This window comes from Bradyrhizobium elkanii WSM2783 (assembly GCF_000472865.1).
Lineage (GTDB): Bacteria > Pseudomonadota > Alphaproteobacteria > Rhizobiales > Xanthobacteraceae > Bradyrhizobium > Bradyrhizobium elkanii_A.
This window is the reverse complement of the sequence record NZ_AXAP01000023.1, coordinates 70,239-89,709: the sequence shown is the minus strand read 5'-3', so window position 1 is coordinate 89,709 and position 19,471 is coordinate 70,239. Positions and strand designations below refer to the sequence as shown.

The window sequence follows — 19,471 nt, the reverse complement described above, 5'->3', positions numbered from 1 at the left end:
AGGATTTGCTCGACGAAAATAGATCTGCTCTACTATTCACCGCGACTATTTTGAAGCGATCGAGTCACCAGTCGTTGAAGTTGGCGACCAACATACGTCGCCGCCGGACTAGGGGTCCGAGATCCACCAAGATGCGGTGCGGACTAGGGCCGACTAGCCGTCAGCGCGCAGTCGCAAATGCCAGGTCGCCCCACGGATAATATAGCCGACCGAAATCTGGAGAGCCATCGACGCGATCGACGCCGACAAGCATCGACACTACGCCGTCCAACCTTCTCTCGTCGCACGCGAAGACGCCCTTCGGATTGACCGGCGGCTCTCATGGCGCTCCCTCTGAGGTGAGCCGCCCAACCCTTGATTTTGCCTCTGGTATCTGTTCTGCCCATGGTGCACGATTCTGAATCGCGCTTTATCAAGTCAACTGACAGTAATCTTCGTCTGACTAGTCGGGCGCGTATTGACGATCGAAAACCGATGCATGCGTCGGCCCTTGGCAAGAACTATGCCTAATGATCTGGATGGGCAAGGATACAGCTAAGGATTACAGTTCTGGGGAACCATGCGGATACTCGTCCTCAATGCGGACTACCCAAGCTTCCTGGCCTGGCTCTATCGCCGCGAGGCTGGCCTTGCGAATGCGTCCTACGCCGGGCAAATGAGCGCGCGCAACCGGAGCCTGTTCGGCGTCGCCGATTTCTACTCGAGAAATTTCGAAGCCTGGGACCATTCAGCGGCGGAGATCCACGTCAACAACCCCTGGCTACAGGCAGCCTGGGCGCGGGAGCATGGCATGGCCGCGGCCGTCACCAAGCCAACCATGGGCGCCAGCAACAGGCTTCCTGCTTGGCTGCTGCAGGCGGTCGCGCCGTTCAAGCCGATGTTGAGGCCGTTCGCTCGCAAGATTGGACTCAGCCCGAAGCTCGACGCACAGGCAGAAAAAATCCTGCTCGCCCAAATCGAGGATTTCAGGCCGGATCTGGTGCTGAACCAGGACACGTTTCATATCGACACGGCGCTGATGCGTCGCATCAAGGGAATTGGCAAGCCTAAACTTGTTGGCCAGATCGGGATCTCGCCGACCCGCGGCGAGGACTGGCGGGTCTACGACCTGCTGATCTCCCAACTGGCGGCCACGGTCGCGTTTTTTCGTAGCCTCGGCGTCCGCGCCGAAGTGAGTCACCTCGCCTTCGAGCCCACCGTAAACGATGCGTTACCGCCCCCACCCGTCATGGACATCGACATCTCCTTCGTCGGCACCGTCTCGGCCGATCATCAGCAACGGATCGCGCTATTGGAGGCAGTTGCCGCGCGTTACGATCTCAAGCTGTTCGGCAATATCGCGCCGGGCCTCCCCGCCTCCTCTCCGCTGCATCGCTGCTTTCAAGGCGAGGCCTGGGGCACTGAGATGTATCAGGCCCTGCGGCGGTCGCGCATCACGCTGAACTCCCACATCGACATGGCCGGCCAGGAGGCCGGAAATGTGCGGCTTTTCGAAGCGACCGGCGTCGGCACGTTCCTGCTTACTGACTTCAAGGACAATCTGCACACGCTGTTCGACCTTGACCGCGAAGTCGTGGCGTGGCGCTCCATCGACGAGTGCATTGAAAAGATCGACCGATATCTCGCCGACGATGCGGCACGAAAGGAAATTGCTGCTGCCGGTCAGCGCCGCACGCTGACAGCGCATAATTACCGCGAACGTACCCGCGCAATCCTGGCCGCCGTCGAAAATTCGTGACCACTCCGGCGCGACGGGATGGACGGAATATTTCCTTGACGCCGGGGGGCAAAGCAGCCACATTGCCCTCAAAATAGCCGCTTTGCGGTTGATTTTACTCACCTTTTTCGGCCAGCCGATGGATAGCGTCGAACACTGTCGCTTTAACGATCAGCTCTACGCGATCATCGTTCGCGCCTCCTTTCGGGAACCGGGGATCACGTTTTTCTCCACACCCGAATTGTCGCAGCAGCTTGCCTATATGAGCCACCCCCAGGGCAAGAGCATTGCGCCGCATCGGCACAACAAGGTGACGCGCGAGGTTCACTACACCCAGGAAGTGCTGGTGATCCAGAAAGGCAAGCTGCAGGTCGACTTCTACACCGAGAGCGAAGAATATCTGGAGAGCCGCGTGCTCTCGGCCGGGGACATCATTCTTCTGTGCAGCGGTGCGCACGGATTCGAGGTGCTGGAACCGCTCGAGATGATTGAAATCAAGCAGGGCCCCTACGCGGGCGAAGGCGACAAGACGCGCTTCCCCGAGGCGCCAGCGGCTGTGAGGCGGATCAAGGGTCCGGTTGCGTGACGCAGGATTTCGTTCCAGTCAACACGCCGCTCCTGAACGGAAACGAAGCTGAATATCTGGCCGAGTGCGTTCGCACCGGATGGATATCTTCGGAAGGCCCATTCATTCCGCGGTTTGAGGCGGCGATGGCGCAGATCGCGGGACGGCGCCACGGCATTGCCGTCACCAACGGATCCGTTGCGCTCGATATTGCCGTTCACGCGCTTTCGCTCGAGCCGGGCAGCGAAGTCATCATCCCGACGTTTACGATCATCAGTTGCGCATCCGCGGTGATCCGCGCCGGACTTGTTCCCGTCGTGGTCGACTGCGATCCGAACACCTGGAATATGACCGCGGACGCAGTAGAAGCAGCGATCACCCCGAAAACCCGCGCAATCATGCTGGTGCACATCTACGGCCTGCCGGTCGACCTCGACCCGATCCTTGAACTTGCGCGCAAGCATGACCTTCGCGTGATCGAGGACGCTGCCGAGATGCACGGCCAGACTTATCGCGGCCAGCCCTGCGGCAGCTTTGGAGACGCGAGCACGTTCAGCTTCTATCCGAACAAGCACGTCACGACGGGCGAAGGCGGCATGATCCTGACCGATGACGCGCAACTCGCCGACCGGCTGCGCAGCCTCCGCAACCTCTGCTTCAAGCCCGAGCAGCGTTTCGTCCATGAAGAGCTTGGATGGAACGCGCGCATGACCAACCTGCAGGCCGCGCTCGGCGTCGCCCAGACCGAACGGCTGGGCGAGATGATCGACATCAAGCGCCGGACCGGCCGACGCTATGACGAGCTCCTGGAAGGGCTCGATCTGATCCAGCGCCCTATCCCCCGCACCAATTACGCTGACAACGTCTATTGGGTGTACGGCGTCGTCCTGAAAGACGCGGTCGAGTTCGACGCCAAGGAAGCGATGCGTCGGCTTGCCGGCAAGGGCATCGGCACCCGTCCCTTCTTTTGGTGCATGCATGAACAGCCCGTCCTGCGCAGAGCCGGCCTGTTCGCGAGCGACTCGCATCCTCACGCGGAGCGGATCGCGCGCCGCGGCTTCTATCTCCCGAGCGGCCTTGGATTGACGGACGACCAGATCGTGCGATCCGCACAGGCGCTGAAGGAGATCCTTGCTTGAGCGCCTTCGAACGCTACGCGCCGTGGTATGACCTCCTCTATCAGGACAAGGATTATGCCGCGGAAGCATCCTTTGTGGACGTGCAACTCCGTCGTCATGGCGCTACGCCCGGTACGTTGCTCGATCTCGGTTGCGGCACCGGCGTACACGCCCATGAATTCGCGCGCATGGGATGGACAGTCACCGGGGTCGACATCAGCGCAGACATGATCCGCCGGGCCGAGGCGCGCACGGGAGGCGGTTCGGAACACGTTCGATTCCGGCAGGGGGACGTCTGTGAATCCGGCCCGGAGCGGGATTTCGACGCCGCGGTCGCCCTGTTCCATGTGGCAAGCTACCAGACCAGCCGGGGAAGACTTCAGAACATGCTGGCGAGTGCGGCCATCGCACTCAAGCCGGGCGGTATTCTCCTGTTCGACTATTGGTATGGCGGCGCCGTACTCGCGCAAGGCGTTGAAACCCGTGTCAAGGTCGTTGAACGCGCGCCACTGCGCGTCACCCGGATCGCCCAATCCAACCATAACGAGGCCAGCGCGACCGTTCAGGTCAACTACACGCTGTTCTGCGAGGACATTGCGCAATCGACGATCCATCGGATCGACGAAGCACACCACCTCCGCTACTGGTTTCCGTTCGAGGTCGAGGCGCTTCTCGGCGCGACCGGTTTCGAACCAATCGGTCACTATGCGTGGCTGTCGACGACCAGCCCGCCGAACTCGCGAGACTGGGCAGCTTATTCCATCGCCAGAAAAAAGACGGTTCAACCGTGAGGCAGTTTCACGTTGGCGTCGTGCTGGAGTTGCCGCTCGAGGTTGGCGGCGGCTTCCAGCAAGGGCTTAGCGATATCACATGGCTGCGCGGCTGGGCGAAGACGGCCGACATTGGTGTGACCGTCTTCACTACTCAGCCGAACAATATCGCCATCCTGGCTGAACTCGGCATCGAGGCCAAGCTGTTGCGGATTGGCTGGTTCGACCGGTTGTTCCTGTTCCTGAAATACTGCGGATGGTTCGATCTCCTGCAGTACGCGTTGCATCTGTGTCCGCCCTTTGAAAAGCGGCTGATCCGGAAGCAGGTCGACATCGTCTATTTCCTGACGACGTCGAACTGGCAACTCGTGCTCTACAAGCTGCCTTTCATCGTCACGATATTCGACGGTTGCCACCGCGATTCGCCGGAATTCGACGAGGCGCGCGAATTCGCCGAGTTCGAACGCCGCGAAATCGTCTTTCGCAGCGCCAGCACCAAGGCAGCTTTGGTTGTCGCCAACGCCGAGGAGGTAATTGACGCGCTGTGCCGTCGCTATGCGATGGAGCGGGATCGCGCGGTTTGTATCCCGTTCTCCCCATCGCCTTATGTGACACGGTCGAGTGAGGCTGGCGAGCAAACGGATGCGGACGGCGCGATCCTGCGCAAGTACGGGCTTGAGCCCGGCTATCTCTTCTACCCGGCCCAGTTCTGGTCTCATAAGAATCACGCAACGGTCCTGCTGGCGATGAGTTTGCTCCGAGATCGGGGGATACACACAACCCTGGCGCTATGCGGATCGGATCGAGGTTCGCGCAGTGCAATCGAAGCCTTGGCCGCAGAACTCGGCCTCGGCGACCGCGTGCGCATCCTCGGCTTTGTTCCCTCTATCGAACTCGGCCCGCTCTATCGCAACGCAGCGGCGCTGGTGATGGCAAGCTACTTCGGTCCGACCAATCTGCCGCCGCTCGAAGCCTGGTCGGTCGGCACGCCCGTGATCTATCCCGAAGCGTTCAAGGCACAAGCAGGCGATGCCGCCATCCTGTTCGATTACGACAATCCCGCTTCGCTGGCGGAAGCCATCGTCAAGGCCAGCCTACCCGAGGAACGTGCCCGGCTCGCCACCGCGGGCAAAGAGAGGCTCGAATATTTTGCGCGCCAGATTGACGACGGACATCGCGAGTTCGCGCAGCACCTTCTGAGACTGCGGTACCGCCGCTACCCTCGGATCTATTGAGGACCACGGACGATCCTATCGGGGGATCGTCGCGATTATCTTTTCGCGGATATTTCCGATCAGCAACGGGATCGCCGCCACGCCTGCAACCACCAGCCAGATCGCACATTCCGCGAAGAAGCGCTGCATGCCGGTCCAGGATATCATGGAGCGGATCATAATTCCCAACCCCCAGCCTGCGATTATCGTCGCACCCATTACCCCCGCCAGAAACGCCAGGTGACGGAATGGATGCATGAGCGTTTGACGCATGATGACAAGCGTCAACAGACCGAACTGAACCAGGAGATCGCTCGCCACGATCGCGGCCGCCGCGCCGAGCGGGCCCAGTTGAGGGATCAGCAGCAGCGATAGCACGAGAAAGACAATGAGCTGCAGCCCCTTGCTGCGTACAAGAAGATCGGCCCGGTTGCTGTAATTGGCATAGCTTAACGCCAAAATCGCGGGCGCGGCCACGCTGGTGCCGATCAGCATCGTCTTTGCCAGCAACGGATCGTAGGGAATGGTGCCGCGGGTCCAGAGCACGAAGAAATCAGGCCAGAACGGCAACAGTCCCGACACGACCGCACTGGCGAGCACCGCCACAAATACCGAACCGCGGGCATAGAGCGCGCGCAACCGTTCGGTCGCACCAACAGCATAGTCGTGGCCGAGTTCAGCAGCCAGCGGAAGAGTTACCTGCAGGCAGAGCGCCCGCAATAGCCCAGCCGCAACGCGGATCAATCCCCATTGTGCGACAGCGACGCGATCGGCTACCAGCGCGCTGACCAGAAGCACCGGCAGGTTCATCAGCGCCAGCTCGGTCGCGCCAGCGATTCCGAACGGCGCCGCCTTGCGTAGCTGACCGACCATCCAGCGCATGGGACGTCTGCCCCGCGCCTTGCGCAGGAATGGATGCAAGCGCGGCGCATCGATGGTGATCAGATAGACCGCAATCAATATCTGCATCGCGACATAGGCGAACGTGACGGCAAACAAGCTCGCTGTCACGACAATAGCAACCAACTGCGCGACCTGTCCGATCAGCGTTCCGAAGCTCTGCAACCAGACAGCCCGGCCGTACAGGCCCTGCGCCCGATAGAGTGCCGACACCAGACCCGCCGGAAGCGTGAGCAGCATACCCGCCGTCATCGCCACAAAGGCAGCATCGAAATTCTCGATCGCCTCGAACCGGAACACCGTGGACGGCGAAACAGCCAGCGCCGCTGCCAGCACCAGACCGACGAGCAGGACGCTAAGCCAGAGGTAGAGCCGCATTATCGCAGCATAGAATGTCGTGGTGCGGCCGTCGCAATCAACGCTGGACTTGAATGAGAAGAAGCGATTGATGGCACGAAGCTGCAGGCCGGCATCAGCAACCAGCACAAGGTTGCCGATCGCATAGATGACGAACCAGGCGGCCAGCTCTTCGCCGCTCCAGAAATGCAGAAAGACAGGAACCAGCGCGACCTGTTGGATGATCCCGAGCATCATCTGGAAAATGCTGGCGGACCAACCCGCAAGCAGCCGTCGTGCCCGGGTCGGGGGCGAAATGCCCGCGGGGACGTTCTCTCTGCCGCGCGCGTTTGGCTCTTCGATCAAGTCCGGGGACCCCTTTGGCGTACAGAGGGGGCTAGCAGCAACCCGATGGGATGTCGATACTTGGCCCTCGCGCCAAAACATGCGGCAAGCGGCCTCTCATGGACTAGAGGCCACTGGCGCGGAGCAGCCACCCGAACATGAAAAGCGCACCCGGCCTTGCGGGGTGTCCCTAAAACAGATCCCGGCCGCCTTCCCTTACGATCCCCGCCAAGCCACTCAAAACATCAAGTCCGCCATGCCGTTGCTGGCGGGAGGCAGACCTTGCCGGGAGGTTGTCCGGCGCTATTGTAGCGCCGCCGTTCGATCCGGAGTCCCCGTAATGCCCGTCCCGCATGCATCGCAAGCCCTGTCCCGATTCACAGTTCTCGACCTCACCCGCGTCCGCTCCGGCCCCACCTGTGTGCGGCAGCTCGCGGACTGGGGTGCCAATGTCATCAAGATCGATGCATTGACGGAGGACGCCGGCGGCGAGCAACCGGGCGGCCCACGGCATGGCTCGGACTTCCAGAACCTGCACCGCAACAAGCGCGCGATGACGCTCAATCTCAAGGATCCGAAAGGCCTCGAAGTATTCAAGCGGCTAGCCGAACAGGCTGACGTTGTGGTTGAAAATTTCCGGCCTGATGTCAAAGCCAAACTCGGCATCGACTACGAGAGTCTCCGCCAGATCAATCCGCGCATTGTCTATGGCAGCATCTCCGGCTTCGGCCAGGACGGGCCCTACCATAAACGCCCGGGCTTCGATCAGATCGCGCAGGGCATGGGCGGATTGATGTCAGTGACCGGCGCGCCCGGCGGCGGCCCAATGCGGGTCGGTATTCCCGTTGCCGACCTTGCCGCCGGCCTGTTCTGTGCGATCGGCATCCTCACGGCGCTCCTGGAACGCGACGTATCGGGTGAGGGTCAATGGGTACAAACCTCGCTGTTGCAGGCGCAGATCTTCATGCTGGATTTCCAGGCCGCGCGCTGGCTGATGGAAAAGGAAGTGGCGCAGCAGGCCGGGAACAACCACCCGACGTCGATCCCCACCGGCGTGTTCAAGACGTCGGATGGTTACATCAACATCGCCACGACAGGCGGACGCATCTGGGAACGCTGCGCACAGGCGATCGGGGCGCCCGAACTCATCAGCGATCCCGACTATGCCACGGCGCCGGCACGCTCCAAGAACCGCGACGCGCTCAACGCGAGGATCAACGAGCTGACGCAGAAGAAATCCACCGAGACCTGGGTCAATGAGCTGAACGCAGCCGGCGTGCCCTGCGGTCCGATCTATTCCATCGACCAGATGTTCGAGGATGCGCAAGTGAAATATCTCGGCATCGCCCAGGACGTGCCGAACGCAGAGAACCGCCACATCCGACTGGTGGGCCAACCGGTGACGCTGTCGCGGACGCCAAGCACGATGGCGGCGCGCCCGCCCGAATTCGGCGAGCAGACCGATGAAGTGCTGGCGGAGTTCGGCTTCAGCAAGGATGAGATCGCCGAGCTCAGGCAGCGCAAAGTCGTGTGAGGCTTTACGCCTTCGCCGGCCGCAGCCGGCGAGTGGCGCCGCTGAGCGCCTTGTCGATCAAGGGCCAGAACAACAGGATGATTGCGAGCGTCGTGATCGAGCCGACGAGGCCATTCGACCAGAACACCTTCATATCGCCGCCGGAGCCGATCATCGATAGCCGGAACGCATCCTCCGCACGGTTGCCGAGCACGAGCGCGAGCGTGAACGGCGCCAGCGGAATCCCGATCTTCTTGAAGACGTAACCGACCACGCCAAAGCCCAGCATCAGCCAGATGTCGAACATGGCATTCTGGATCGCGTAAGCGCCGATCGCGCACGACACCACGATCATCGGCGCAACCGCCGCAAACGGCACGCGCAGGATCGAGGCGAAGATTGGCACCGTCGTCAGCACCAGGACGAGGCCAACGACGTTGCCGAGATACATCGAGGCAATCAGGCCCCAGACGAAATCCTTGTGCTCGACGAACAAGAGCGGCCCTGGATTAAGCCCCCACACCATCAGGCCGCCGAGCAAGATGGCGGCGGTTCCCGATCCGGGAATTCCGAGCGCAAGCATCGGGAGCAACGCCGAGGTGCCTGACGCATGCGCCGCCGTTTCCGGCGCGAACACACCCTCGATACGGCCCTTGCCAAAACTGTCCTGGTCCTTGGCAAAGCGTTTGGCGAGGTTGTAGCCCATGAACGACGCAGCGATCGCGCCGCCCGGCGTGATTCCAAGCCAGCAGCCGATGAAGGACGACCGCGCCAGCGTCACCCAGTATTTCGGCAGGTCTCTCCAGACCGACAGCACCACGCGCAGGCTGATGCCGGCAGCATGGCCGCGCAGCGCCAGGCGCTCTTCCATTGTCAACAGGATTTCGCTGATGCCGAACAGGCCGATCACCGCGACCAGGAAGTTGATGCCGCGGAGCAACTCGGTAGAGCCGAAGGTCATGCGGAGCTGGCCGGACACGGTATCCATGCCGATGCCGGCAAGCAGAAGACCAAGTGACATCGAGATGACGGTCTTGTGCTTTGCCTCGCGGCCAAGGCCGACAAACGAGCAGAAGGTCAGGAGATAGACCGCAAAGAATTCCGGTGGCCCGAACTTCAGCGCGAATGACGAGATCATCGGCGCCAGAAACGTGATCAGGAGCACCGCGACCAGCGAGCCTATAAAAGACGAGGTGAAGGCCGCCGTCAGCGCTTCCGCCGCCCTGCCCTGCTGCGCCATCGGATAGCCGTCGAAGGTGGTCGCTACAGACCAGGCTTCGCCGGGAATATTGAACAGAATCGAGGTAATGGCGCCGCCGAACAGTGCCCCCCAGTAGATGCAGGATAGCATCACGATGGCCGAGGTCGGGTCCATCGTGAACGTCAACGGCAACAGGATCGCCACGCCATTCGGCCCACCAAGCCCCGGCAGTACGCCGACGAAAATGCCGAGCACGAGCCCGACCATCATCAGTAACAGCGTTTTCCAGGTGAGGAGAACGGCGAAGCCGTGAAGGAGCAGGCCAAAAGCTTCCATGACTGAAAGTCCCGCCGATCGATTAGTAGCCAAGGGCCGCTTCGAGCGGGCCCTTCGGCATGATGACGTCGAAGGCGATGTCAAACGTCACGAACATCGCGGCGGTGAAGATGAAAGCGGTGAGCAGAGACTTCCACGCCGCGATCTTGCCGACAAAGCGCATGAAGCCAGCGATCAAGAGGAAGCTCGCAACATAGAGCCCAAGGAATTGCGTGGCGAGACAGAACAAGACCGTCGGCACGAACACCGCCATGACCCGGCGAAGCTGTGCCCGTGTCACAAAGATCTCGGAAGCTTCCTTGCGCGAGAAGATCGCTGCAAGCAGCCCGTAGAGGCTGGCGCCGCCAAGAACGATCGAAAGGTAGAACGGGAAGTAGCCCGGCTCGGGGCCGGTCGCATCCCACGCCGCGCCGGTGCGCCAATTATCCCATCCGAGCGTGACGGCAAGCGCGAGCAACACGAGCGACGCGACAGCGTCCACGACGCGATTGCTGGTCACCGCGGGTGAATTAGCTTCCGGCGCAGTCGGATCGTCGACGACGATTTCGATATCGGTGTTGGACATGGAGGCAGACGGTTCGGACGGGCGCTCCAGCGTGGATACGTGCTGCCGCAACCGGCGTCAATCTAGCGCTCAACGCCTGCCGGTCCGCTCCGGGAACGCGCTCGCAAGTGCAGCATGATCGGGCCGGACCACGCCGCGTTCGGTGATCAAACCAGTCACCAGGCGCGCCGGCGTGACGTCAAAGCCGTAATTAGCGATCGGCGAGCCCTCGGGGACCACACGCACCATCTCAATTCGTCCATCCGCCGTACGCCCACTCATATGCGTCACTTCGCTTGCTGCACGCTGTTCGATCGGAATTTCCCGGCCATCATTGATACTAAAGTCGATAGTCGGCGACGGCAGTGCAACATAGAATGGCACGCTGTTGTCGCGCGCGGCGAGCGCCTTCAGGTAGGTACCGATCTTGTTGCAGACATCGCCATTGGCTGCGACCCGGTCGGTTCCAACGATCGCCAGATCGACCATGCCGTGCTGCATCAGATGGCCCCCCGTGTTGTCGGGGATGATGGTGTGTGGGACGCCATGGTGGCCGAGTTCCCAGGCGGTGAGTGAGGCCCCCTGATTGCGCGGACGCGTTTCGTCGACCCAGACATGAACGCTGAGTCCCATGTCATGAGCCCGGTAGATCGGTGCCGTCGCCGTCCCCCAATCGACGGTAGCCAGCCAGCCCGCGTTGCAGTGCGTCAAAATGTTGATGGTGCCGCCGGCTTTCTTGGCAGCGATCGCCTCGATGACTTCGAGGCCGTGGCTGCCGATCGCCTGGTTGATCCCGACGTCCTCATCAGCGATCTCGCTGGCACGCTTGTAAGCCGCCTCGCTGCGGACGGACGGCGCCAGCGGACGAAGCACAGCCGCCATCTCGTCGAGCGCCCATTTCAGATTGATGGCCGTCGGCCGGGTCGCGATCAGCAGCTTGTATGCGCAATCGAGCGCCACGTCGGACGGATCAGCGTGCATGGCCAACGCCATGCCGTAAGCGGCGGTAGCACCGATAAGCGGCGCACCGCGGACTAGCATAGTCTGGATTGCGTCCGCAGCCTCCTCCGCGCTCGTCAGGCGCGCGATGACAAACTCATGCGGCAGCCGCCGCTGATCGATAGCCCCGACGGACCAGCCGTCGGGCTCGAGCCAAATGCTGCGGAAATGCCGGCCATCGACTTTCATGAACGCAGGATCCGCGCTGCTACCGCGTCGAGCTTCCTGAGCAGTTCCGGATCGCGCGCCTCGGGCGCCGTGATCAGCGCGGTCTCGAGCGCGCGATCGGAGCCGATCGGGCACGGCTCATGCTCGCGCGGAAAATCCTTTGCCAGGCGCGCCACCAGCGCCTTGGCTTTCTCGGCATTTGAACTAAGCACGCGAATGATGTCTTGCACGGTCACCGCATCGTGATCCGGATGCCAGCAATCGAAGTCGGTCACCATCGCGACGCTCGCGTAGCAAATCTCCGCTTCGCGAGCGAGCTTCGCCTCAGGCATATTGGTCATGCCTATCACCGCGTAGCCGAGTTCCTTGTACGTCAGGCTTTCGGCAAGGCTGGAGAATTGCGGGCCTTCCATGCACAGATAGGTGCCGCTGCGCGCGAAGGGAATGCCTTCGGCTTCTGCGGCGGCCGCCAGATGAATGCGCAAGCGCGGCGATACCGGATGCGCCATCGAGACATGAGCGACGCAGCCTTTGCCGAAGAACGAGCTTTCGCGCTTGTAGGTGCGGTCGACGAACTGATCGATGATCACGAAAGTGCCAGGCGGCAATTCTTTCTTGAACGATCCGCAGGCCGACAGCGACACCAAATCGGTAACCCCCGCCCGCTTCAGCACATCGATATTGGCCCGGTAGTTGATGTCGGAGGGGGACAGGCGGTGCCCCTTGTCGTGCCGCGGCAGGAACACGATCGGCAGGCCGGCAATGGTGCCAAAGCGGAGCGGCGCGGAGGGCTCGCCCCAGGGGCTCCTGATCGCCTCCTCGCGGACGTTTTCAAGACCCGGCAAGTCATAGATGCCGGATCCGCCGATAATGCCTAGCACGGCGCTGGTCATGGCCTCTCCCGATCAGATTTTCGAAGTAACGTTCGACTATACTGCGACGCAATAATCAAGCATTCTCGAGGGGCCGTAAACGGCGTTTGATAGGTTAACCATGAACGACAAGGAAAAACGCCAATCCATCATCGATGCCTGCCTGCGCATGAATGCGCTCGGCATCAACCAGGGCACTTCGGGCAACATGAGCCTGCGGCATGAGGCCGGCCTGCTGATCACTCCGACCAGCGTCTCCTATGAGACGATGCGGCCCGAGCAGATCGTCTATATGGGTCTCGACGGCTCATTTGATCCGGCGCAGCGGCCATCGAGCGAATGGCGCTTCCACCTGGACATCCTGCGCGCTCGCCCGGACATAAACGCCGTGGTTCACGCCCACCCGACCTATTGCACGATCCTCGCCATCATGGGTCTGGAGATCCCGCCGATCCACTACATGGTCGCGTGCGCCGGCGGCGACACGATCCGCTGTGCGCCCTACGCCACATTCGGAACGCAGGAACTTTCGGCGCATGCGGTCAAGGCGCTCGATGGAAGGCTGGCCTGCCTCCTCGAACATCACGGCATGATCGCCGTCGGGCCATCGCTTGCGAAGGCCATGTGGCTCGCGGTCGAGGTCGAAACGCTGGCGCGGCAGTACCACGGCTGTCTGCAGATCGGGAAGCCGCGTCTGCTGCCGACCGAAGAGATCGAAAATGTGCGTGTCCGCATGGCCGGCTACGGCCACGCGGATAAATGAGAGCGGGGAAGCCGACTGCTGCCGTGACGCGTTACTTGGCGATGAAGCCCGCTTCGTTCATAAGCGAAGCGTTGAGCTTGTCGTCTTCCTCCAGGAACTGCACCATGTCCTTGCCGGTGAGGAAGATCGGCTTCAGCGCCTGCTTTTCCATATAATCCTTATATTCCGGCGTTTGCGTTACTTTCTGAAACAGGTCGACATAGAATGCCTGCTGCTCGGCCGTAACCTTGCCCGGCAGGAACATCGCCCGCAGCATCAGGTATTGGACGTCGAGCCCCTCTTCCTTGCAGGTCGGGATGTCGTTCCAGGATTGCGTTTCGGTGACCTTGGTCTTGTAGGAGATGCGCTCCTTGTCGAAGACACAGAGCGCGCGCACCTGGCCGGCGCGCCAGACTTCCAGATTCTCAGATGGATTGTTGACGTTGGCTTCGGTGTGATTCCCGACCAATTGCGTCGCCGCCTCTCCGCCAGACTTGTAGGGCAAATAAGAGAATTTTGCGCCGGTCTTCTGCTCCATGAACACGGTGAGCACATGGTCCTCGCGCTTGGAGCCGGTGCCGCCCATTTTGAACGGTGAAGATGCGGCCTTCGCCGCCGCAATGAACTCCTTCACCGTCTTTGGACCCGACGCGTTGTCCCACAAGACGAACTGATCCATTGCGACTACCGATACCGGAGTGAGGTCACGCCAGTTGAACGGAATTTTCGCCGACAGCGGCAGCATGTAAATCAGGGAATAGGCGATCAGCACCTTGTTTGGATCACCCTCGCTCGATTTCATGTACATCAGCGCTTCGGCGCCCGATGCGCCGCCCTTGAGCGAAACCACCATCGGCTGCTTCATCAGATTGTTCTTCTGGATCGCTGCCTGCATCATGCGCGCCATCTGGTCGGAGGCGCCGCCGGCTCCGGCAGCGACGACGATCTCGACGGGTTTGGTCGGCTCCCAAGCGGCAAGTGCCGGCGCGGTCATAAGAACGGCCGCCAGAGCGGTCGCGGCTCCTGCAAAATGTCTCACGTCTCTTCCCTATGTCTTTATTTAGATTGGCACATCAGGGGCGTGCCTGCATCGCCATTCTGCGGACTGGGAACGCGAAGTTCAAGCCGCGAACGACCACATTGCTACTGACTTTGGGATGAGATTGTAAGAGCGAAAGAATTCGGCCCTCTCCGCGAGCCCGTCCACGCGACGTCGGCTCGCGGCAGCGTCCGCCCAGCGTCGATCTCACGGAAAGACGATGATACCTACTTGCCCTTCCAGTTCGGCGTGCGCTTGTTGAGGAAGGCGTCCATGCCCTCCCGGAAATCCTCGCTCATATAGGCGCGCAGGATCAGATCCTCTCCCTCATCGCGCGACAGCGTACGGCGGATGCGGCGCACGGCCTCTTTGGTCACCTCGAGCGTGATCGGCGCATGGCTCGCAATGAGCTTTGCGGTCTCGTCAGCGCGGCGCTGCAAGGTCGCGACGTCGGGTACGACTTCATTGAGCAAGCCGAGCGCAAGTGCTTCCGGCGCCTCGACTAAGCGGGCCTTGAAAATCATATCCTTGGTGCGCGCCGGACCGACCAGCGCGACGATGCGCGAAATATTCGACATCGAGAGGCAATTACCGAGCGTACGTGCGATTGGAAACCCGATCCGCGTCGCTTCGGTGCCGATCCGGATGTCGCAGCAGGCCGCAATCCCGGCGCCGCCGCCCGTACAGGCACCGGCGATCGCCGCGATGACGGGCACGCGGCACTGCTCAAGAGCGCCGAGCACACGGTCGATCCGCGCTTCATAGTCAAGCGCGTCCTGCGCGGTCTTGAAAGCGCGGAATTGCGAGATATCGGTACCCGAGGCAAAGGCCTTATCACCGGCGCCAGTCAGGATCAGCGCCTTGATCGAGCGGTCCCCATTGATGGTCTCGCAGATCGACGCCATCTGCTCGTACATCGCGAAGGTCAGGGCGTTACGTGCCTGCGGCCGGTTGAAAGTGATCTTGGCGATCCCGTCCTCGAGGGAATAGATCAGGTCTTCGCTGGCGGTGACCGGGGCGTTCATGGCGATCTCTCCGTTGCTATTGGACCAGCTCAGGCGACTGCGGCCTTCGGCATCGGCAAGACATCGCGCCGCTTGAGCACCTCCATCGCCGCCAACACGCCGCCGCTACGATGTGGCACGTTGGCCAGGTCCAGTCCCATCTCGACGCCCGACAGCGTCCCCATCAGCATCAGGTCGTTGAAGTGCCCGATATGGCCGATCCGGAAAGCCTTGCCCTTGATCTTGTTGAGGCCGGTACCAAGCGACATGTCGAAGTTTTCGAGCACCACCTTGCGGAAATTGTCGGCGTCATGGCCTTCCGGCATCACCACGCCAGTCAGGGCCGGCGAATGCGCTTGGGGATCCTGGCACTGGGTCTCGAGCCCCCACACCTTCATCGCCGCACGGGTAGCCGCGCTGTGGCGCTTGTGGCGGGCGAACACGTTTTCAAGGCCTTCTTCCTCGAGCATCTTGACGGCTTCCCTCAGCCCGAACAGAAGGTTGATTGCCGGCGTATAAGGCCAGGTGCCGGCCTTGTTGATAGCAATCACCTCCTGCCAGTCCCAGTAGGAGCGCATCGATGATGAATTGGCCTTTGCCACCGCGAGCGCCTTTTCCGACACGGCGTTGAAGCCGAGACCCGGCGGCAGCATCATGCCCTTCTGCGAGCCCGCGACGGAAACATCGATACCCCAAGCGTCGTGCTCATATTCCATGGAAGCGAGGCCGGAGATGGTGTCGACCATCAGGAGCGCGGGATGCTTGACGCGGTCCATTGCCCTGCGAACCTCGAGTGGCGGCGTAACGCAACCGGTCGAGGTCTCATTGTGCACGACCATGACCGCCTTGATCTTGTGCGCACGATCGGCTGCAAGCCGCGCCTCGATCTCGCCAATGTCCGCGCCATGACGCCAATCGCCCGGAATAAAATCGATGTCGAGCTTGAACCTGCTGGCGATGCCATGCCAGAGCACCGCGAACTGCCCGGTCTCGGCCATCAGGACCTTGTCGCCCGGCGATAGGGTGTTGACGATCGCGGCTTCCCAGGCACCAGTTCCGGACGAGGGAAAGATGACGACGGGCTGCTTGGTGCGAAACAGGCGCTGCATGCCGGCCAGAACCGCAAAACCGAGCTCGGCAAATTCAGGGCCGCGATGGTCCCAGGCCGGCATGTCCATGGCGCGCAGGACCCGGTCCGGCACGTTGGTCGGCCCCGGAATCTGCAGAAAATGCCGTCCAGTGTGCAGGGTCATGAGCCGTCCTTCCCGGTCTAGTCTTGGCGCTTCGCGCCGCTCGAATAGCATTCTTCGGGCAGGCTTGTCCCTCACTGCGCGGTACCCGTCAATGCATAATCAATATACAAGCAAGACAGGGCCCGTCCGGCCGCGGTCGGCAGGCGATTTTGGCATCTGCGAAGGACCGCTGCCGCTAGCCCGTTGTTGGCACGATCCGCCGGTTGCGGGCCCTAGCATCATTCCGCAGCCACCGCCTTTCCGACCGGGACGCCGACCGCGATCTCATCGAACGGTTGCTCGGGATGCATCATGAACGCCGAAAAACCGCCGAGCGTCAGAAGTCCCATCGACATCAAAAATGGCAGATACCAATTGCCCGTTGCGTCGATGACAAAGCCGGCGACAAGTGGCGAGATGATGGCGGCGAACGCAGAGCCAGTGTTCATGATGCCGGAGGCCGTGCCTGAATATTTCGGCGCGATGTCCATCGGTATCGACCATATCGGACCAATCACAAGCTCCGCGAAAAAGAAGCCAGAAGACAGGCACAGGGCCACGACCGTGATCTGATGGATGAACAAGATTGGGAGCAATGAGGCAAGCGCTCCGGCAAACCCAGCGATGATTACGCTCAGACGGGCGAAGCGGATGCTGCCGGTGCGCTTGAGGATGCGGTCGGACAGAATGCCGCCCACGCTATCGCCGACGACGCCGGCGAAGAAGACGCCTGAAGCGAACAGCGCCGATTTCTTGATATCGAGGCCAAAGTTGTTCTTGAAGAAAAGCGGCAGCCAGTTGAGGTAGAGCCACAGGGACCAGCCGTAGCAAAAGTAGGTCAGCGTGACCGGCCACATCCGCCGCAGGAGCGGTGACCACGGCACCTGTGGCCGGGGTCCGGTCGGACGGGGCGGCAATGACGCAAGTTCAGCCTCGGTGATCCGCGCATGCTCCCTTGGCTCGTTCCGGAAATACCCGGCCCAGGCGATGCCCCAGACGAGGCTTACGAACCCCAAGGCGATAAAGGATCCACGCCAGGTCAGCCACTTTATCAGCAGCGCGATCAAGGGCGGCGTTGCAGCGTTGCCCAGTCGCGCAAAGGCGTGCGCTAGCCCCTGGGCGAAGCCACGCTTGTCCGATGGCGTCCAATACTGCATCGCGCGCGTTGCTGTCGGAAAGGTCGCACCTTCGCCGAACCCCAATGCGACACGCGCGATGAACAACGACACGATGCCAGTGACGAAACCGGTCATGATCGTTGCCGCAGCCCAGATCATGCCGCACCAGAACAACGTCTTGCGTGGCCCGAAATGGTCGCCGACCCAGCCACCGATGATCTGGAACAGCAAGTAGGGATAGGCGAAGGCGGAGAATACAAGGCCTAGCTGCGTGTTGGTGAGGCCTAGCTCCCTCTGAATCTCGCTGGCCGCGGTGCCAATATTCACGCGATCGACATAGGTGATAAAATACATCGCGCACAGCATCGCGAGCACGACATGTGTCGCCTTGAATCGGAACTTCAAGTTCGACCTCCCTGAGCTTTATGGCTTGTTCGTATCGCCGCGCGCCCGCGGCGATACGTTAGCTTGAGGAGAGGAAGCCTTAGCTGCCGACGACTTTGAGGTGTGTCGCGGAATTGCCCTCGGCGCGCTGTTCAAGAAGCTTCATCGCGACGTCGACGCCGCCGGCCCGGTGCGGAATGCCCGCGGCCGATAAGCCCATCTCCACGCCCGTCAGCGCTGCAAGCAAGGTCAGCTCATTGCATTCGCCGAGATGCCCGATACGGAACACCTTGCCCGCCACCTTCGACAATCCAGAGCCGAGTGACATGTTGTAATTATCGAGCACCACCTTGCGGAATTGATCTGCGTCATAGCCTGGTGGCATCAGCACGGCGGTGAGCACCGGAGAAAAGTCTTTTGGCTCCTGGCACAACACTTCCAGACCCCAGTGATTGACAGCCGCTCGTGTCGCGGCCGCGAGCTGCTGATGGCGGGCGAACACGTTGGCGAGCCCCTCCTCCATCAGCATTGCGATCGCTTCGCGCAAGCCGTAGAGGAGGTTAGTTGCCGGCGTATACGGGAAGAAGCCGTTTGCATTCGGCTTCAGCATTTCCTCCCAATCCCAGTATGACCGCGGCATCTTGTTGCTCTTCGCGGCGGTGCGAGCCTTGTCCGACATAGCGTTGAATCCGAGGCCCGGCGGCAGCATGAATCCCTTTTGCGAGCAGCTGACGCTGACATCGACCCTCCATTCGTCGTGCCGGTAGTCGACTGAGCCCAGCGAGGAGATGGTGTCGACCATCAGCAGGGCCGGATGAGCGACGCGGTCCATCGCGGCGCGGATCTCTCCGATCCGGCTGGTCGCGCCGGTTGAGGTTTCGTTGTGAACGACCATCACAGCCTTCAACGCATGGGACGTGTCACGAGCGAGCCTGTCTTCGATGGCGGCCGGGTCGGCGCCGCGGCGCCAATCGCCGGGTATGAAGTCGACATCAATCCCCCAGCGCGCGGCCATCTGGCGCCACAGAGTGGCAAAATGGCCGGTCTCCACCATCAACACCTTATCCCCCGGCGACAACGTATTGACGATCGCGGCCTCCCAGGCGCCGGTGCCCGATGACGGGAAAATCACCACCGGTCCGGAGGTTTGGAAAATCTTCTGGGAGCCCTCCAGCACGGTGCGCCCGAGTTGACCGAATTCGGCGCTTCGGTGATCGATGACGGGCATGTCCATTGCCCGGAGAATGCGATCGGGAACGGGACTGGGGCCCGGAATCTGCAGAAAATGCCGTCCTTGCCGCATAACGGACCTCCATTCTGGCAACATGAAGCATATTTTTGCATTCATTTTTTT

The 19,471-nt window shown here is 61.3% G+C and carries 17 protein-coding genes; 7 read left to right on the top strand and 10 right to left on the bottom strand.

The window, feature by feature from the left end; all coding sequences use genetic code 11:
* The first annotated feature begins 559 nt into the window (after positions 1-559).
* The 5 genes from YY7_RS0120895 to YY7_RS0120875 all read left to right on the top strand — a co-directional run bounded on the left by YY7_RS0120895 (position 560) and on the right by YY7_RS0120875 (position 5,405).
* Positions 560-1,738, top strand: a complete 1,179-nt coding sequence (locus YY7_RS0120895) for a CgeB family protein (RefSeq protein WP_028164922.1) — start codon at positions 560-562, stop codon at positions 1,736-1,738.
* A gap of 118 nt (positions 1,739-1,856) precedes the next feature.
* Complete coding sequence (locus YY7_RS0120890; RefSeq protein WP_028164921.1) at positions 1,857-2,303, top strand: cupin domain-containing protein; 447 nt, start codon at positions 1,857-1,859, stop codon at positions 2,301-2,303.
* The gene (locus YY7_RS0120885) at positions 2,300-3,421 is read left to right on the top strand and encodes a DegT/DnrJ/EryC1/StrS family aminotransferase (RefSeq protein WP_028164920.1); all 1,122 of its coding nucleotides are present in this window, start codon (positions 2,300-2,302) and stop codon (positions 3,419-3,421) included. Before YY7_RS0120890 ends, YY7_RS0120885 begins: the two co-directional genes overlap by 4 nt.
* Positions 3,418-4,191 (top strand): class I SAM-dependent DNA methyltransferase, encoded by a 774-nt coding sequence (locus YY7_RS0120880; RefSeq protein WP_028164919.1) that lies wholly within the window; start codon positions 3,418-3,420, stop codon positions 4,189-4,191. The genes YY7_RS0120885 and YY7_RS0120880 overlap by 4 nt, the downstream gene beginning before the upstream one ends.
* Positions 4,188-5,405 (top strand): glycosyltransferase, encoded by a 1,218-nt coding sequence (locus YY7_RS0120875; protein WP_028164918.1) that lies wholly within the window; start codon positions 4,188-4,190, stop codon positions 5,403-5,405. The genes YY7_RS0120880 and YY7_RS0120875 overlap by 4 nt, the downstream gene beginning before the upstream one ends.
* Before the next feature lie 15 nt (positions 5,406-5,420).
* On the opposite strand, the gene YY7_RS0120870 is transcribed toward YY7_RS0120875, so the two are convergent.
* On the bottom strand, positions 5,421-6,878 hold the full coding sequence (locus YY7_RS0120870) for a hypothetical protein (RefSeq protein WP_028164917.1): 1,458 nt from the start codon (positions 6,876-6,878) through the stop codon (positions 5,421-5,423).
* Between the two features lie 427 nt (positions 6,879-7,305).
* Between YY7_RS0120870 and YY7_RS0120865 the strand changes: the two genes are divergently transcribed.
* Positions 7,306-8,499, top strand: coding sequence for a CaiB/BaiF CoA transferase family protein (locus YY7_RS0120865; protein WP_028164916.1), 1,194 nt, complete (start codon positions 7,306-7,308; stop codon positions 8,497-8,499).
* Positions 8,500-8,503: 4 nt separating this feature from the next.
* On the opposite strand, the gene YY7_RS0120860 is transcribed toward YY7_RS0120865, so the two are convergent.
* The 4 genes from YY7_RS0120860 to YY7_RS0120845 all read right to left on the bottom strand — a co-directional run bounded on the left by YY7_RS0120860 (position 8,504) and on the right by YY7_RS0120845 (position 12,619).
* Positions 8,504-10,015 carry a tripartite tricarboxylate transporter permease gene (locus tag YY7_RS0120860; protein ID WP_028164915.1) on the bottom strand — a complete coding sequence of 504 codons (1,512 nt, stop codon included), beginning with the start codon at positions 10,013-10,015 and terminating at the stop codon, positions 8,504-8,506.
* A gap of 22 nt (positions 10,016-10,037) precedes the next feature.
* Positions 10,038-10,580, bottom strand: a complete 543-nt coding sequence (locus YY7_RS0120855; RefSeq protein ID WP_028164914.1) for a tripartite tricarboxylate transporter TctB family protein — start codon at positions 10,578-10,580, stop codon at positions 10,038-10,040.
* Positions 10,581-10,649: 69 nt separating this feature from the next.
* A complete protein-coding gene (mtnA, locus tag YY7_RS0120850; protein WP_028164913.1) occupies positions 10,650-11,747 on the bottom strand; it encodes an S-methyl-5-thioribose-1-phosphate isomerase in 1,098 nt (365 codons plus the stop codon).
* Complete coding sequence (locus tag YY7_RS0120845) at positions 11,744-12,619, bottom strand: S-methyl-5'-thioadenosine phosphorylase (RefSeq protein WP_028164912.1); 876 nt, start codon at positions 12,617-12,619, stop codon at positions 11,744-11,746. The genes mtnA and YY7_RS0120845 overlap by 4 nt, the downstream gene beginning before the upstream one ends.
* Before the next feature lie 100 nt (positions 12,620-12,719).
* Between YY7_RS0120845 and YY7_RS0120840 the strand changes: the two genes are divergently transcribed.
* The gene (locus tag YY7_RS0120840) at positions 12,720-13,361 is read left to right on the top strand and encodes a class II aldolase/adducin family protein (protein ID WP_028164911.1); all 642 of its coding nucleotides are present in this window, start codon (positions 12,720-12,722) and stop codon (positions 13,359-13,361) included.
* A gap of 31 nt (positions 13,362-13,392) precedes the next feature.
* Here the strand turns inward: YY7_RS0120840 and YY7_RS0120835 are convergent, their stop codons facing one another.
* The 5 genes from YY7_RS0120835 to YY7_RS0120815 all read right to left on the bottom strand — a co-directional run bounded on the left by YY7_RS0120835 (position 13,393) and on the right by YY7_RS0120815 (position 19,420).
* Complete coding sequence (locus YY7_RS0120835) at positions 13,393-14,334, bottom strand: Bug family tripartite tricarboxylate transporter substrate binding protein (protein ID WP_051396823.1); 942 nt, start codon at positions 14,332-14,334, stop codon at positions 13,393-13,395.
* A gap of 272 nt (positions 14,335-14,606) precedes the next feature.
* Positions 14,607-15,404, bottom strand: a complete 798-nt coding sequence (locus YY7_RS0120830; RefSeq protein WP_028164909.1) for an enoyl-CoA hydratase/isomerase family protein — start codon at positions 15,402-15,404, stop codon at positions 14,607-14,609.
* A gap of 29 nt (positions 15,405-15,433) precedes the next feature.
* Entirely contained in the window at positions 15,434-16,636 is a 1,203-nt protein-coding gene (locus YY7_RS0120825; protein WP_028164908.1) for a pyridoxal-phosphate-dependent aminotransferase family protein, read from the bottom strand.
* Between the two features lie 218 nt (positions 16,637-16,854).
* Positions 16,855-18,138 carry an MFS transporter gene (locus YY7_RS0120820; protein WP_028164907.1) on the bottom strand — a complete coding sequence of 428 codons (1,284 nt, stop codon included), beginning with the start codon at positions 18,136-18,138 and terminating at the stop codon, positions 16,855-16,857.
* A gap of 79 nt (positions 18,139-18,217) precedes the next feature.
* Positions 18,218-19,420 (bottom strand): pyridoxal-phosphate-dependent aminotransferase family protein, encoded by a 1,203-nt coding sequence (locus tag YY7_RS0120815; RefSeq protein ID WP_028164906.1) that lies wholly within the window; start codon positions 19,418-19,420, stop codon positions 18,218-18,220.
* Positions 19,421-19,471: the final 51 nt, after the last annotated feature.